We start from the raw sequence: 15,890 nt of genomic DNA, 5'->3' as shown, positions 1-15,890 counted from the left end.
GATGACGAGCATCACCGAGGACTTCGTCGGGCGCGGCTGGGCCTTCCCGCTGCGACTCGACAGCACCGGGGCGTTCGCGCTCTCCCAGGGCGACGACGACGTGGCCGAATCGATCCGGCTGATCCTCGGCACCAGCCCCGGCGAGCGGCCGATGCGGCCGGAATTCGGCTGCCCGATCCACGAGCTGCTCTTCGACACCGTGGACGCCGCGCTCTCCGGCCGGGTCGGCGCGCTGGTCGAGGCGGCGCTGACCCGCTGGGAGCCGCGCATCGACGTGCTCGGCGTCGCGGCGAGCCCGGATCCGGCCGCGCCTCACGTGCTGCGCATCGCGGTGGACTACCGGGTCAAGGCCACCAACGACCGGCGCAACCTGGTCTTCCCGTTCTACTCGATCCCCGAGGACTGAGCCGCGATGCCGCTGCCCGCGCCCGATCTGGACGACCGCCGCTTCCAGGATTTCGTGGACGACGCCAAGCGCCTGGTGCGCCGGCGCGTGCCGGCCTGGAGCGACCACAATGTGCACGACCCTGGCATCACGCTGATCGAAGCCGTGGCCACCATCGCCGACCAGCTCGCCTTCCGGCTCAATCAGGTCCCTGAGCGGCACCACCGCAAGTTCCTCGACCTGCTCGGCATCACCCGCAGGCCACCGAGCGCGGCGCGCGCCGAGCTGACCTTCAAGCTGTCCGCGCCGCGCCCCGATGTGGTCACCGTCCCGGCCGGGCATCGGGTGGGCACGCCGCGCGTTCCCGGCGAGGAACCGATCGGCTTCGCGACGCTCGCGCCGCTGAACATCGTGCCGGTGAGCTTGATCGAACTGCGCGCGGCGCCTGCCGTGGGCAGCGCGGCGGCAGCCGGCGCGCCGGGCGAAGCGGGCGCGGGCGATCCGGCCCGCAACGCCGACAACCTACGGGATCTTCGACCACTGATGCGCCAAGGCGAACCAGCCGCCTGTTTCTCCCCGGTGCCGCAGCCCGGCGATCGGCTGTACATAGGGCTTTCCGACGCGGCGCCCTCGTGCCTGGTCTCGCTGCGCACGGACAGCAAGATCGAGGGCATCGGCGTGGACCCGGACCACCCGCCGCTGTATTGGGAGGCGTATCAGAGCTCTGGCTGGGCGCGCTGCGAGGTCGAGCGGGACACCACCGGTGGCCTGAACCGGCCGGGCGAGATCCTGTTGCATTTGCCGCCGCAACACACGCATTGCCTGATCAACGGGGTGCGTGCGGCCTGGCTGCGCGCCGTCGTGACCACGCCGGAGGCGAACGTTCCCGCGTACAGCAGGACTCCCATGCTCACCAAGCTCACCGCGGACTGTGTGGGCGGGACCGTCGCCGCGATCCACGCCGAGCACATCAGCGACGACGTGCTCGGCACCGCCGAAGGCGCGGCCGGGCAACGCTTCCGGCTGCACCACGCCCCCGTTCTGCCCAGCACCGAGCCGGCGGTCGTCGAGGTCTCCGGGGAGGAAGGCTGGCAGCAGTGGCACCAGGTCACCGACTTCGCGGCCAGCGACCGGGATGACCGGCACTTCACGCTCGACCCGATGACCGGTGAGATCGACTTCGGACCTGCGGTGCGGCTCGGGGACGGCAGCGTGCGGTGCCATGGCAAGGTGCCGCCGGAGGGCTCGACGGTCAGGCTCCGCGAGTATTGGACCGGCGGCGGCGCGGTCGGGAACGTCGGGGCGGGCCGGCTGACCGTGATGCGGTCGGCGATCCCGTACGTGTCCTCGGTGACGAATCGGCAGCCCGCTCGCGGCGGCCACGATGGCGAAACGGTCGCCGAAGCGAAGGTGCGCGCCGCGCGAGCGCTGCGCGGCCAGGACCGCGCGGTGACCGCCGAGGATTATGAGGCTATTGCGACAATGGCGGTGTCGGGCGCCGCGCGCGTGCGCTGCGTTCCGCCGGCTGGGTCTGACGAGCCGGTGCATGTGCTCGTCGTGCCAGATGTATCAGGGTATGGATCAGGTCGCATCCCGTTCGACGCGCTCACTCCGGACGAGCCGACTATGGCCACGATCGCGGCGGCGCTCGAGGAGCGGCGCTTGGTCGGTGTCCGGATCGCGGTCGAGCCGCCGCGCTATCAGGGCGTGACCGCGGCGGTCCGGCTGCGCTCGCGGCGCACTGAAGACCTCGACGAGGTGCGCACCGCGGCGCTCGCCGCGCTTTACCGCTGGCTGCATCCGCGCGACGGCGGCCCGGACGGGGCCGGCTGGCCGTTCGGCCGTGCGGTGACGCTCGGCGACGTGCACGCGGCGCTGGCCTCGGTGCCCGGCGCGGATTACGTCGAGGAGGCGCGGCTCTACCCGGCCGATCCGACGACCGGTGCGCGCGGCGAAGCGGTCCCGGCGATCGAACTGGGCCCGGACATGCTGCCGTTCTCTTACGACCACCAGGTGCGGGTGAGCTGAATGAGAGGTCTGATCAGCAACGAAGAGCCGGAGGTACTGGGCATCGCCGCCGCGCTGCGCCAGGCGATCCCGGCGGTGTACCAAGAGGACCCCCTGTTCATGCAGCTGTGCGCGGCCTTCGACGATCTGGTCGCGCCGCTGGTGACCGCAGTGGACTGCTTCGACGCCTACCTGGATCCGTACCTCGCTCCCGCCGACTTCCTGCCCTGGCTCGCCGACCTGGTCGGCTATCAGGGATCAGTCAGACAGGGATCAGACCTCGAACGCGCGCAGGTCGCCTCGGCGGTGCGGGATCACACGCGGCGCGGAACGCCGCTGGGCGTGCGCGAAGCCGCGGCGCGGGCGGCCGGCGTGCCGGTCGAGCAAGTGCAGTTGGACGATCCGGGCGGGACGAGATGGTCCGCGGCCGCGGGCGCGGTGGCCGGCGACTGGCCGCAGGTCACCGCCCGGGTGCGGGTCGCGGTGCCCGATGCGGCGCAAGCGTCGCAGAAGGTCAGGGAATCCGTGCGCGCCGCGATCGAGGCGGTCGCGGGAGTGCATTGCGCAATCGCGGTGGACGTGGTGGAGGCCGGGGACACGCCCCGGCCGCGCCGGGCCCGTCCGCCGGGGGCGAGAACCTACGGAGGCGAATCATGATTCTGTGTCGGGAATGCGGGAACAGCGCGCCCTCGCGCGACGGTTTCTGCTCCTCCTGCGGGGCGCTGCTCGACTGGTCCGGCGAGCGCGTCGAAACGCAGGTACTGCCGACGGTGCAAGGCGCGCCGACCGGCCAAACCGTGCCGCCGATACCGGCCACCGCGACTGCGGGCGTGAGCCAGGTCGAGCCGCAGGCAGGTGTGTTCCAGGGCGGTATTGCTCAAGGCGGTACCGGGCAAGGCGGCATCGGGCAGGGCGCAGTCGCGCCGGGCTGGACGCCCGCCGTCGAGGCACGGCGGGCCGACCCGGTGCCGGTTCAGTCAGAGCCCGAATACAACGGCCCGTTCTGCCAGGCCTGCGGCGTGCGCAATCCGCAGGATCGGCGGTTCTGCCGTTCCTGCGGCGCGATGCTGCAACTGCCCACGCTCGCGGCGCAGGCGCGGCGCGGCTGGTGGCGGCGGCTGATCGATCGGCTCACCGGCCGCCGCCGCGAGTTCGCCGCGGGCGAGCGGCCGACCGGATTCCGCGACCATCACGGCGCGAGCTCCGGACAGCCGGGTAAGCGGCGGGTGCGCCTGCCAAGGCACCTCAAGCTCGGCAGGCTCGCGCCGATCCTGGTCATCGCGGGGCTCGCGGGCATCGGGCTCGGCCCGGCGCGCACGTGGGTGACGAACGAGGTCAACACGCTGCTCGGCAAGGCCAAGGCGCGCGTGAATCAGCACTATGTCAACGTCACGCCGGTCGGCGCGTCGGCGGTCTCGCAGAAGGATCACGGCGCGGCGCTGGCGATCGACGGACTCAACAACACCTACTGGGCCACGTCTAAGCACCCTGACGGAACCGGTGAGGCCGTGACGATCACGTTCTCCGCCCCGGTGGACATCGACCAGATCGGCATCCTGTCCGGCGCGGACGCGCAGAACTTCCGCGCCTTCGCCCGGCCGCACGAGCTGGTGGTGACGGCCGCGGGCGCTTCACCGGAAACGCTGACCTTCGACGACTCGGCGGACTTCCAGAGCCGCGGGGCCACGCTGCGGAAGGTGACCACCGTGACCATCACCGTCAAGGACGCCTACGCCGGCCAGAAGCAGCACGACCTGGCGATCCGTGACCTGGAGTTCTTCGTCAAGTCGAGCTGAGCGCGGCCGCTCAGCCGTGGTTGAACGACGCGTCCGGCGACCGCCAGTGCGCCGGGCGCGTGAAACCGGCGCCCAGCTTGGTCTCGGCGTCACCCTTCGCGGAGTCGAGCTGCGCCTGCGTCAAGAACAGGCACCCGCGCAGGTCCGCTCCGCGAAGGGCGGCGTCACGCAGGTCCGCGCCGATGACGTCGGCCAGCCGCAGGTCGGCTCCGCTCAGATCGGCCGCGATCAGCAGCGCGCCGCGCAGGTTCGCGCCGCGCAGATCGGCTCCGGCAAGCCGCGCGCCAATCAAATCAGCACCCCGGTGGTTGCGATTGCGCCCTGGAGCCTCAGCGCGGGCCAGTTCGCTGGCACGGGTAAGCAGAACATTGATTCGCCCACGCAGCGCCGTGACGTCCAGGCCCGAAAACGTCTGCGCGTCGCGGCGAGTGAGCTGATCGATCTGCGCGAGCGCACGGCGCAGTTCGGCGTGGACGGGCTTGGCGGCCGGCAGCGCGAGCGCGTCCGTGAGGTACCAGAGCAGTTCGTGCAGCTGTCGCATCACCGGGAAGACGGTGAGCTGCTGGCGCGCGATATCCGGATCCTGACGCCAGCTGACTGCGTGAAAGGTGACCTGGGAGACCTTCTGGCCCGCTCCGAAGCAGTCGAAGACGGTGCAGCCGGAGAAGCCGCGCTCGCGCAGGTGCGTGTGCATGCCGCAGCGGTCGTCGTCGCGCAAGTTCACGCAGGGCAGCCCAGCCGGCTTGTCGAGCGCGAAGTCGGCCGATTTGGTGAAGTTCAGTGCCACGCAGCACAGCGCGAAGCAGTTGGCGCAGTCCGCGCGCAGGCCCAGCCGAGCGCGCTCGTCGTCCGCCGCCGTCGTGCGCACGCTAGTGACCCGCCTCATTCGACGGGCCGGGCAGCCGGGTGCTGAGGTAGCCGCGCAGCAGCAGGTCGGCCTCGGCGATCAGCGCCGGGTCGCCGTCGCGGCTGTAGCGGAAGGCCAGGCGCAGCACGCTGTCCGCGCCCTCGACCGCTACGAGCAACGCCCGGTCGACGTCCGGGCCGTCCTCCAGCCCGAGATCCTCCACACCCAACTGCTTGAGCCGTTCGGCGACCAGCCAGTTGTTCTCGACCTCGCGGTCGGCGTCGAGCAAGAACTCCTTGCCGGCCCGCGCGTCGCCGAAGTCGACCACCGCGAAACCGGGCACGTCCCGCTTCATCGCCACGAACTCGGCGACGACCACCGAGGCCGCGTCCGCCCACGTCCCGACCGCACCAGCGGCGGCGAACCGCGCGTGCAGCCGCTCGAGGAACAGGTCGAGGTTGCGCCGCGCGAGCGCTCGGGCGAGCGCCTGCTTGCCGTCGAAGAACTGGTAGAGCGTGCCGATCGGCACCCGGGCGCGCTTGGCCACCTGGCTGGTGGTCAGCTCGTCGTACCCGACCTCGTCGAGCAGTTGCGCGCAGGCGTCCAGCATCCGCTCGAAGCGCTCCAGGCTGCGGCGCTGCACCGGCCGGCGGCGCACGGGACCGACGTCCGGCGCGCCGCCGGCCGCGGGCGGGGGCGCTTTCGGGGCTGCTGTGACCTCTGGCATGGGGCTACTTCCTTCTCTAACATGAGCGCCACTCACATTAGAAGGGTGTTTGATGTCATCGCTACCGCGGTTCCCGGAAGGCTTCCTGTGGGGAGCGTCCACCGCCGCCTACCAGATCGAGGGGGCCGTCGCGGAGGATGGGCGCGGCCCATCCATCTGGGACACCTTCTCCCACCTTGAGGGCCGCACGAAGGAAGGTGACACCGGGGATGTGGCGGCCGACCACTACCACCGCTGGCCCGAGGATGTGGCGCTGCTGACCGAACTGGGCGCGAACGCCTATCGGTTCTCCATAGCCTGGCCACGCATCCAGCCTAGCGGCAGCGGACCAGCGAACCCCCGCGGCCTGGATTTTTATGATCGGCTCGTGGACGCGCTCGGCGAGCGCGGGATCACGCCGCTGCCCACGCTCTTCCACTGGGACCTGCCACAACCGCTTGAGGACGAGGGCGGTTGGCTCAATCGGCAGACCGCGTACCAGTTCGCGCAATACGCTGCGCTGGTCGCGGATCGGCTCGGCGACCGGGTCAAACTCTGGATCACGTTGAACGAACCGTTCATCCACATGACGCTCGGCTACGCGCTCGGCATGCACGCACCCGGCCGTACGCTCGGCCTGGACGCGCTTCCGGTCGCGCACCATCAGCTACTCGCGCACGGCCTCGCCGCCGGAGAATTGCACGATCGCGGTCTGGGCGTCCTTATCTCCAACAACTGCACTCCGGTACGGCCCGCGAGTGAAGCGGAGCACGACCTCGCCGCGGCCGCCATCTATGACGCGCTGCACAACCGGCTGTTCAACGATCCGGTGCTACTCGGCACCTATCCGGACCTCAGCGCCCTGGGGCCAGAGGCATACCCCTCGTTCGTCGAGGATGACGACCTCAAGCTGATCCACGCCCCGTTGGAAGGGCTGGGGATCAACTACTACACGCCAAGTGTCGTGGAATACGCCGATCCGACCGGCAACGACGGATTGCCGTTCACGCTCAACGAGATCGAGGGCGTGCCGACCACGGCCTTTGGCTGGCCGGTCGTGCCAGACGGCCTGCGGGAACTGCTGGTCGGCCTGCGCAGCCGTTACGGTTCCGCGCTGCCGCCGATTTACATCACCGAGAACGGCTGCTCAACTAGCGACGTGCTAACCAACGACGGCCGCGTGCACGACACCGAGCGGATCGACTTCCTCACCGGGCACCTCGGTGCGCTGCGTGAGGCGATGGCGGCCGGGGTCGACGTGCGCGGGTACCTGACGTGGTCGCTGATCGACAACTTCGAGTGGGCCGAGGGCTACAGCCAGCGTTTCGGCCTCGTATACGTCGACTACCCCACCCAGCGCCGTGCGCCGAAGGACTCGTTCTACTGGCTACGCGACGAGATCGCGGCCCAGCGGTGACCACGTGGGAGGGTACGGCGCCAGAATCGCCGGCCACGCCCGGCATATCAGGGCTCTCTGAAAGCAGCGACACGTCCGCGTCCGGCGCTGCCCCTTTCGCCAGGGTCACCAACCGCTGGACCGCGCTGCTCTCGCTGGCCAACCTGGGCCTGTGGATCGGCTACTTCGCGCCGCTCCAGGTGCTGCTGCCGAACCAGATGCAGGACATCAACGACGCGAGGAAGACCACGTACCTGGGCATCGCGACCGCGTTCGGCGCTCTGGTCGCGGTCGTGGTCGGGCCGATCGCCGGGGCGCTGTCCGACGCGACCGGATCGCGGTACGGCAGGCGCAGGCCGTGGATCGCCGGCGGCGCGCTGCTCGGATTCGCCGGCCTGGCCTTGCTTTCCGGCCAGCGCACGCTCCTGGGCGTGACGCTCGGCTGGTGCCTGGCGCAGGCGGGACTCAACGCCCTGCAGGCTGGTATTAGCGCACTGATTCCGGACCGGGTTCCGGTGCGTCAGCGCGGCGTGGTCTCTGGATGGATCGGGTTGACGCAGTCGATCGGAGTCGTGATCGGCGTTCTGGCCGTGACGGCGCTGGTCACCGGAACCATATCCGGATACGTATTCACCGGCGCGATCGTCGTGCTGACCGCGGTCCCGCTGTTGCTGCGCGGGCCGGATCCGCAGGTGCCGCGCGAGGAACTGCCGCACTTCTCGGCGCGCTCACTGCTCGGCTCGTTCCGGTTCAGCCCGAAACAGAACCCGGATTTCGCCTGGGCCTGGGCGACCAGGTTCCTGGTGCAGTTGGGCAACGCGCTCGCGACGCTGTACCTGCTGTACTTCCTGCGCGACAAGGTGCACTACGCGCAGCACTTCCCCGGCCACAAGGCGGAAGACGGCCTGCTGGTCCTCATCCTCGTCTACACGGTCACCACAGTGCTCACCGTCGTGGTCGGCGGCGTCATCTCCGACCGCAGTGGCCGGCGTAAGCCCTCGGTGATTGTGTCAGGGTACGTCATGGCCGGCGCCGCGACCCTGCTGGCGATCTGGCCGACGTGGAACGGCGCGCTCATCGCGGCGGCCATACTCGGCCTCGGGTTCGGCGTGTACCTGTCCGTGGACCAGGCGCTCATCACGCAGGTGCTGCCGACGGCGCAGGACCGCGCGAAGGATCTCGGCATCATCAACATCGCCAACTCCGCGCCGCAGGTGCTCGGTCCCGCGCTGGCCGCACCGATCGTCACCTATCTCGGCGGCTACTCGACGCTCTATGTAGTCGTCGCGGTCGTCACTATCGCCGGATCGGTGCTGGTCCGGCGGATTCGCACGGTGGACTGACAAACGCGATGCGCGAACCGCGGCAAAAGTAAAGCTCTGATCTACGACACCGTTCCCCAACGACGTCGTAGATCAGAGCACCTACTTCAACCCTCGATCCGCACTGCCATGCACGAGTTCACTAGCACACTGCTCACCTGTGCTAGCCGAGCCGGAGCTAGTTCAGGAACACTGACGGGCTGCCGGCCACCGAGGTGTCCAGCACCGGGCCGAAGTCGGCGTTGAAGCTCTCCGGCGACGGGCAGCCGGCCCACGAGCCGGTGTCCCGAGTGAAGGTCTGGTTGACGAAGGACAGCGAGCCGTCCGTCAGCGAGACCGAGCCGGCGACACCGGTCGACGGACCGCTGTACTTACACGTCGCGCTGCCGATGACCAGGCCGAGCGAGATGGTCGCGTGCACCGAGCTGCTGATGGTGATCGAGTCGGTGGAGTCATCGACGGTCGCCGAGTACGGCAGGTTGTCGATGGTGATGCTCTTCACGCTCTTCACGCCGGAGATGTTGCTGGTGCAGCCGCTGAAGCCGAGGGCCGTGATGGACTCCGACGCGACGCCGGGCGCCGCCGGGTTGTCCGTGACCGAGGCCGCGAAGTTGGCCGCGGTGCAGGTCACGCCCTTGCCGTTGGCGTCGAGGAAGCTGGAGGTCGTGCCGCTGGACAGGCCGGCCTGCAGGGTGTCGCCGACCGTCACGTTCGCCCCGCCGGCGCTGCCGGTGGTCAGCACGGCGACGCTGTCCGCGTTGGCGGCCGGCACGGCCGTGAAGGCCGTGACGAGGCCCAATGCGGCCGCGGCACCCAGACCTAGGTATTTGCGCATGTGCGCACGCTCCTTTGCGTGTATGAGGGTGTACTGCTGGTTGGTTGAACTCTGTGGTCGAACTCTGTGTTCGAACGCTGTGAACAAAGCCAGGGCGTTCGAGCTCTTACTTCTCCGACGCGGTGATCGCGCTGGTCAGGTCATTGATGTCGCTGTCCACGGCGAGCGTGGTGTTGACGCCGCTGAAGGTCACCGTGTTGTTCCCGGCCGCCGAGGGCAGGCCGAAGAGCAGGTTGACGATCCAGTTGAAGGTGCCGAACGGGCCGCAGCCGCTGGCTCCCGGGGTGGACAGCGCGTTGTCCACGAGGGTCGCGCCGGTGAAGCCGACGATCGCGTCGCCGAAGCCGTTGGGGTCGTTGCCGAAGTTGATGGTGCCGGGGTCGCCGGTGATCGGCTTGTTCGGCGGCGGCGGGTTGGTGGTGCCGGTGGTCGGCTGGAGCACGATCGGGGCGCTGTTCGAACCGACGTAGCAGTTCGGGCCGAGGAAGGCGTTCTCCAGGTGCAGCTTGATCGGCAGCTTGAACACCGGGTAGGACTCCCCGGCCGCCAGCGGTGCGAAGTTGGTGATCGGCCCGGCCAGCTCGATCTGGGTGATGGCGCTGGTGACCCCGGGCCAGAAGTTGGAGATGCCGGGGATCGGCACGTCCAGCGGCGCCGCGGTCAGCTCCTTGCCGTCGGTGGGCGCGACGGTGGAGAAGATCTCCGAGGAGTTGCCGTCGGGGAAGGAGACGGTCGGGCCGTTGTTGGGCCAATAGACCCCGAAAGTGGTAGTGATCGGCGAACTGGCCGGGATGGTGACCACGTGGCTGCCGATGGTGAAGCTGCCGCCGTTGACCACGGCCACGACGCAGCCGACCGCGCCGTTGTTCGAGTCCTGCAACGAGGCGCTGGACAGCGGGCAGGTGCCCATGCCGGCATAGGGGCCGGTGGGCGCGGACGCGGCCGAGGCCGGCGCGGCGCCGAGTGCGGCGATCAGCGATCCGGCGCCGAGCGTGGCGGCGGCGGTTCGCAGCCTTCTGCTCCGGCGGGAGCCGGACGGCGCGACTGGCGCGCCTGAAGTCGCGGGGACGGGTGACAGGGTACTCATGGCTCGGCGCACTCCCGATAGGGGATGAGGGTGGGTGGCGCCGCGACGCGGGCAGGCGTTAGCCCGACGCCGCGGGCAGGTGAAAGGATGCGTTGAGTGCGAACGGGCTCTCAGGGGCGTGATGGCCGCAGACCTCGGCGCCGCCGCAGAGCCCTGAATAGTTTTTGCGACACAGGCTGGAAACGAAACCTTCGGGAGTTATAATCCTGACGAGGTCTCATCGTCAAGGGCGGAGGGGAAGCAGATGTCTGCCAAGATCGATGCCCCACCGCTGGGCCCGTCAGTCCCCTCAGTCACTCTGGCCACCGCATCACCGCTCAGCGCGCCCTTGCCGGGCGCCAGGCACGGCCGGGATCCCGAGCGGGCGATCAAGCGCGGTCCCAGCCGCCTGTCGCCGGAGCAGGTGGCCGCTACCCAGCGGGACCGGCTCTATGACGGGCTCGTACACACCGTCGCACAGCACGGATACGCCGACGCCTCGGTGACCGACATCTGCCGGGCAGCCGGAGTGACCAGGCCGGCCTTCTACGTGCACTTCGACGGCAAGCAAGATGCCTTCCTGGCCACCTATCGGCACGGCACCGATGTTATGTTCCGGATGATGGAACACGCCTATGAGCAGCGCGAGGGCTGGCGAGAGGCGACTCTCGCCGGGCTTCGAGTGCTGCTCGAGGTGCTGGCGAGCGTGCCGGCCTTCGCCCGGATGGCAGTGGTGGAGATCGAGGCGGTCGGGCCGCCGGGCCGGCTCCAGCGCGCCGAACTGCTGGCCCGCTTCGGCCGCTTCTTCGCCGAGGCCCCGGAGCCGGTCGGCCTGCCTGATCCCGCGTATCGGCAGACCCTGGTCGACACGCTCGTCGGCGGGGTGTACTCGACGATCTACCGTGAGGTCGCGGCGGGCCGGGAGGCCGGCTTGCCCGAACTGCTTCCGGTACTCGCGCACTTCCTGTTCACCCCGTTCCTCGGCCCGCAGCACACCGGCGCGGCCGATACCGGGGCCACACCACCCGCGGCGCGCGCGGTCGCGCCGTGCGCACCTCAGCTCTCGAAGATCCACAAAGCAGTTCCCTGACCGAACAGCTTGACCAGCGCCGTACCCGGCGGTAACTTCAGCCGGTCACCACTCGAACATGAGCAGCTCACACGTTCGAGCGGTGCGGGGTGATGAAACGAAACCAACCACGAAGTCCGTACCGCCGTATCGCAACACTCTGTGCTTCGAGTCCCGCCGCGCCGCGCAGCCGGCTGACCCACCGTTTTGCGACACGTCCCACCGACCGACCCGCGCCGCGCAGCGTTCCACAATCCGCCCGACGACGTGCGAACAAAGGGAGCCGTCCATGGCCACCGCTGAACCCGAAATACCCACACCGGATCCGACCGAGGACGCCTCGCAGGGCCGGGTGCGCCTCAAGCGCTTCGCGGCGCTGATGATCCCGGCTACTCTGGCCGGCGGCGCGCTGGTCGCGCTCACCGCTCAGGGCGTGCTCGCGGCCCAGTTCTCCATCTCAGGCATCGCGTTCACGGTGACCGCAGATCACCTGCACGGCGACGGCTTCGAGCAGTGGGGGGCAATAGACAACACCGCCCCCAACAGCCCGAACCTGACCGACACCGGCGGTCAGGTCACCGTGGTCGTCTCGGCGATCCACCACGCGACGCTGACCAACTTCTGCCAGAGCGTCAACCTCGGCGCGATCAACCTGGTGCTGCGCGCGGGCCGGGGCAGCACCCCGGTGACCGGCACGGATCTCGTGGTCGACTCCGACTCGCTGTCCGGCGACGCGACCTTCAACACCCTTGAGGTCGGCAACGACGCCACGACGCTCAACGACGTGCCCGGCATCGCCGCTCCGCCCGAGCTCTTGGGCGACTTCGGCCAGCAGGCCAAGACGGTCGACATCGACCACCTTAACCAGGACAACTACGCCACCACGGCCGGATCGTTCAGCCTGCCGGGCCTGAGCATGAGCTTCCAGAGCAACGGCTGCTGACGTGACCCCGTCCGCTTCAGGCGAGACCCCCGCCGGGTTCGACCCGGCGGGGGTGCCCGCATCCAACGAATCAGGGCAGGAAGACTCGCCGCTACAGGGCGCCGGCACCAATCAGAGTGCTGCTCCCGCCGAAGGCGCGTGGTGGGAGGGGGCGATCTCCGGACCGCCCGCGTCACACGCCGCGACTGGAACACAGCACCCTGACGGAGCCGCCCTGCCCGGCGCGTGCGCGCAACAGCCCGCGGCCGGCTCGCGGCCGCATCGAGCCAGGATCGCGTTCCGGCACTGGCGGCGCACCCGTCCCTTCTGGGGCGGACTGCTGATCACACTCGGCGCAGTGGAGATCCTCTTCACCGAGAAGGCCCCGCTCGGCGTGGTGCTGCACGTCGGACCGCAGGGTCTGGCCGGGTATCTGCTGCCCGCGATGATGATCCTTTGCGGGCTGCTGCTGTGGTTCGCCCCGGCGCAGCGCACCTTCTACTCCGTGCTCTCCGTGCTGCTGTCGCTGGGTACGTGGCTCACCGCGAACCTCGGCGGCTTCCTGATCGGCATGCTGCTCGGTGTACTCGGCGGCTCGCTCGCCTTCGGCTGGTCACCGCGGGCCGGCAGCCGCCCGGCGAAGCAGCGAAAGGCGAAATCGAAGAAGAAAGCTGATCCGGCACGGGTGTGATCGGGAACCGGCTGGCGCACCAACCACGCCCCTGGCGTGAATACGCCACTGCCTTAACGTGTACTTCCAAGCTCGCGGAGGCTAAGAGTCCAGACATGGCCACAACCCGTGGTCAAGTCTGGCACTCCACAAGAGAGCTTGGAGCACCACGGTGCGAACATTCGGGCTACGCACTTCACCTCGCCGTTCCAGATCACGCAGGCTGCTTTCGATCAGCTCCCTGACCGTCGCCGCGCTGGCGCTGACCTCGCTGTCCGCCGCGCTTCCCGCCCAGGCCGCCGTCACCACCGGCAAGAGCGCCAAGTCGAAGCCGACCGCCACCGTCAAACCGGTGTGCGCGCCGGCGAAGAAGGGCCAGTTCACCTGCTTCGCGCTGCGCCGCACCGACGTGAAGGGCACCAAGGGACTGGTGCCGAACGCGACTCCGGCCGGGTTCGGCCCGGCCGACCTGGCCGGCGCCTACAGCCTGCCGGCCGGGGGCGGCGCGGGGGCCACGATCGCCATCGTCGACGCCTACGACGACCCGAACGCCGAATCAGACCTCTCCCTTTACCGCGCGCAATACGGCCTTCCCGCGTGCACCACCGCGAACGGCTGCTTCAGCAAGGTCGACCAGACCGGCGGCACCGCCTATCCGACCCCCAACGCGGACTGGTCCGGTGAGATCTCGCTGGACCTGGACATGGTCTCGGCGGTCGCGCCCGCCGCGCACATCCTGCTGGTCGAGGCCAACTCCCCGGCCGACCCCGATCTCGGCGCGGCCGTGGACGAGGCCGTCGCACTCGGCGCTCAGTACGTGTCCAACTCGTACGGCAGCGACTACTCCGCAACGCCGGGCAGCGGCGAGGACCCGTCCGAGCTGACCACGCTCGACGCGTACTACAACCACCCGGGCGTGGCCGTGGTAGCCAGCTCGGGTGACGGCGCGTACGGGGTCTCCTATCCGGCGGCGTCGCAGTACGTGACCTCGGTCGGCGGCACGTCGCTGGTCAAGGACTCCAGCACGCGCGGCTGGTCCGAGTCGGTGTGGAACAACAGCTACGGCGGCCCCGGATCGGGCTGCTCGCTCTACGAGCCGAAGCCGGCGTTCCAGAAGGACTCCGGCTGCGCGATGCGTTCGGTGGCCGACGTCGCCGCTGACGCGGACCCGGTTACCGGTGTCGCGGTCTACGACAGCTATCAGGCGGCCGGTTGGGGCGTCTTCGGCGGAACCAGCGCTTCCTCCCCCATCATCGCGGCCGTATATGCCGACGCGGGCGCGCCAGCGAGCGGGACGTATCCGAATTCTTACCCGTACGCGGCCGCGACGTCACTCAATGACGTGACGACCGGCTCGAACGGAACCTGCACCCCGACTTATCTGTGCACTGCGGGCACCGGCTACGACGGCCCGACCGGCCTCGGCACGCCGAACGGAGTCGCCGCGTTCACCAGCGGCCCGCACGGCACGGTGCACGGCACGGTGACCGATTCGACCACTGGCTCGCCGCTCGCCGGAGCGAAGGTCGCGGTCGGCAGCAATTCGGTGAATACGGCCGCTGATGGCACGTACTCTGTGTCGGTACTTCCGGGCACGTACACCGTTACCGCGAGCGACTATGGTTACGCGAGCTCCTCGGTGTCCTCGGTAGCGGTAGCCGACAAGCAGACCGTGACTGAGGACTTCGCGCTGGGCGCCGTGGCCCGCGCTTCGGTGACCGGCAAGGTCAAGGACGGCTCGGGCAAGGGCTGGCCGCTCTACGCGGCGATCACCGTGGACGGCGCGCCTGGCGGTCCGGTGTACACGAACCCGAAGACTGGCGCGTACAGCCTCCAGCTCCCGGTCGACACCACCTACACGCTGCACGTGACGGCCGCCTATCCCGGCTATCAGGCCACTGATCAGCAGATCGTGGTGGGCACCAGTGCGGTCACCCAGAACATCTCAGTGCCCGTCGACACGACGGCGTGTACCGCGCCTGGCTATGTCACGCATAACAATGGCACCTTCGCGTCGTTCGACTCCGCCTCGACCCCGGCCGGCTGGACGGTCACCAATGCGGCGAACACCGTCGGCGGCTGGGCGTTCACCGACGCCGGCGCACGCGGCAACCTCACCGGCGGCAGCGGCGGCTTCGCGATCGTGGACAGCGATTACTACGGCGCCGGCCACAGCCAGGACACCACGCTGACCACCCCGTCCACCGACCTGACCGGGAACAGCGCCCCGGCGCTGTCGTTCGACACCGACTACAAGCCGTACACCGGCTCGGTCGCCGACGTCGATGTGAGCGTGGACGGCGGCGCCACGTGGACGAACGTGTGGCACTTCACCACCAACGCGGTCTCCGGGCAGCACCAGAACATCCCGCTGCCGCAGGCCGCCGGAAAGAGCGCGGTGCAGGCCCGCTTCCACTACACCGGGACCTGGGCCTACTTCTGGGAGCTCGACAATGTCCTGCTCGGCAACGCCAGCTGCGACCCGGTGTCTGGCGGGCTACTGATCGGGCAGGTCACCGATGCGAATACGCACGCCGCGCTTCCCGGCGTCACGGTCAGCGCGAGCGGCACGTCCGCTACCGGAAACTCGGAAGTAACGCAGGACCCTGCGCTGTCAGGAGCCTTCTACTGGTTGTTCGCCCCAGCAGGCAGCGTGACTGCCACCGCGACCAAGACGCACTACTCCTCGGCCGCCAAGACGGTCACCGTCGCTGATGGAGGCGTCGCGGAGGCCGACTTCGCCCTGAAGGCCGGGCGGCTGACGGTCACCCCGAGCAGCATCAGCAAGACGCTGGCCTGGGGCGGCACCGGCACCTCGACGCTCACCGTGAAGAACACCGGCACCGCGCCCGCGACGCTGGACCTCGCC

The 15,890-nt window shown here is 69.4% G+C and carries 14 protein-coding genes; 10 read left to right on the top strand and 4 right to left on the bottom strand.

Annotated elements, in window-relative coordinates; translation table 11 throughout:
- Nucleotide 1: 1 nt before the first annotated feature.
- From VN779_RS12345 to VN779_RS12330, 4 genes are read left to right on the top strand one after another with little or no spacing between them, the layout of a single operon-like run.
- Nucleotides 2-406, top strand: a complete 405-nt coding sequence (locus VN779_RS12345) for a GPW/gp25 family protein (RefSeq protein ID WP_325722634.1) — start codon at nt 2-4, stop codon at nt 404-406.
- A gap of 6 nt (nt 407-412) precedes the next feature.
- The gene (locus tag VN779_RS12340; protein WP_325722633.1) at nt 413-2,413 is read left to right on the top strand and encodes a putative baseplate assembly protein; all 2,001 of its coding nucleotides are present in this window, start codon (nt 413-415) and stop codon (nt 2,411-2,413) included.
- Nucleotides 2,414-3,049, top strand: a complete 636-nt coding sequence (locus VN779_RS12335) for a phage tail protein (protein WP_325722632.1) — start codon at nt 2,414-2,416, stop codon at nt 3,047-3,049.
- Entirely contained in the window at nt 3,046-4,188 is a 1,143-nt protein-coding gene (locus VN779_RS12330) for an NADase-type glycan-binding domain-containing protein (protein ID WP_325722631.1), read from the top strand. Before VN779_RS12335 ends, VN779_RS12330 begins: the two co-directional genes overlap by 4 nt.
- A gap of 10 nt (nt 4,189-4,198) precedes the next feature.
- Here VN779_RS12330 and VN779_RS12325 read toward each other — a convergent pair whose 3' ends face one another.
- Nucleotides 4,199-5,074, bottom strand: coding sequence for a pentapeptide repeat-containing protein (locus VN779_RS12325; RefSeq protein WP_414639652.1), 876 nt, complete (start codon nt 5,072-5,074; stop codon nt 4,199-4,201).
- Nucleotides 5,058-5,762 carry a TetR/AcrR family transcriptional regulator gene (locus tag VN779_RS12320; RefSeq protein WP_325722629.1) on the bottom strand — a complete coding sequence of 235 codons (705 nt, stop codon included), beginning with the start codon at nt 5,760-5,762 and terminating at the stop codon, nt 5,058-5,060. Before VN779_RS12320 ends, VN779_RS12325 begins: the two co-directional genes overlap by 17 nt.
- A gap of 52 nt (nt 5,763-5,814) precedes the next feature.
- On the opposite strand from VN779_RS12320, the gene VN779_RS12315 reads away from it, so the two are divergent.
- Nucleotides 5,815-7,158 (top strand): GH1 family beta-glucosidase, encoded by a 1,344-nt coding sequence (locus VN779_RS12315; RefSeq protein ID WP_325722628.1) that lies wholly within the window; start codon nt 5,815-5,817, stop codon nt 7,156-7,158.
- A 44-nt stretch (nt 7,159-7,202) separates the two neighbouring features.
- Nucleotides 7,203-8,480: an MFS transporter gene (locus VN779_RS12310; RefSeq protein ID WP_414639653.1), complete on the top strand. Its 1,278-nt coding sequence runs from the start codon at nt 7,203-7,205 to the stop codon at nt 8,478-8,480.
- 157 nt (nt 8,481-8,637) lie between these two features.
- Here the strand turns inward: VN779_RS12310 and VN779_RS12305 are convergent, their stop codons facing one another.
- Together VN779_RS12305 and VN779_RS12300 are read right to left on the bottom strand one after the other, a co-directional pair.
- Nucleotides 8,638-9,294, bottom strand: a complete 657-nt coding sequence (locus VN779_RS12305; protein WP_325722626.1) for a hypothetical protein — start codon at nt 9,292-9,294, stop codon at nt 8,638-8,640.
- 106 nt (nt 9,295-9,400) lie between these two features.
- Nucleotides 9,401-10,381: a hypothetical protein gene (locus VN779_RS12300; RefSeq protein ID WP_325722625.1), complete on the bottom strand. Its 981-nt coding sequence runs from the start codon at nt 10,379-10,381 to the stop codon at nt 9,401-9,403.
- Nucleotides 10,382-10,625: 244 nt separating this feature from the next.
- Here VN779_RS12300 and VN779_RS12295 point away from each other — a divergent pair, with 244 nt between their 5' ends.
- The 4 genes from VN779_RS12295 to VN779_RS12280 form a co-directional block, all read left to right on the top strand.
- Entirely contained in the window at nt 10,626-11,450 is an 825-nt protein-coding gene (locus VN779_RS12295; RefSeq protein ID WP_325722624.1) for a TetR/AcrR family transcriptional regulator, read from the top strand.
- A 268-nt stretch (nt 11,451-11,718) separates the two neighbouring features.
- Nucleotides 11,719-12,372: a DUF6230 family protein gene (locus VN779_RS12290; protein ID WP_325722623.1), complete on the top strand. Its 654-nt coding sequence runs from the start codon at nt 11,719-11,721 to the stop codon at nt 12,370-12,372.
- Between the two features lies 1 nt (nt 12,373).
- Nucleotides 12,374-13,042 (top strand): DUF6114 domain-containing protein, encoded by a 669-nt coding sequence (locus VN779_RS26670; RefSeq protein WP_325722622.1) that lies wholly within the window; start codon nt 12,374-12,376, stop codon nt 13,040-13,042.
- Nucleotides 13,043-13,262: 220 nt separating this feature from the next.
- On the top strand, nt 13,263-15,890 hold a 2,628-nt coding region (locus VN779_RS12280), incomplete at its 3' end, for a carboxypeptidase regulatory-like domain-containing protein (protein ID WP_422653123.1).

The sequence above is a fragment of the Actinocrinis sp. genome (genome assembly GCF_035605935.1).
GTDB lineage: Bacteria > Actinomycetota > Actinomycetes > Streptomycetales > Catenulisporaceae > Actinocrinis.
The sequence above is the reverse complement of the archived record's forward strand: the minus strand, read 5'-3'. Positions and strand labels throughout refer to the sequence as shown.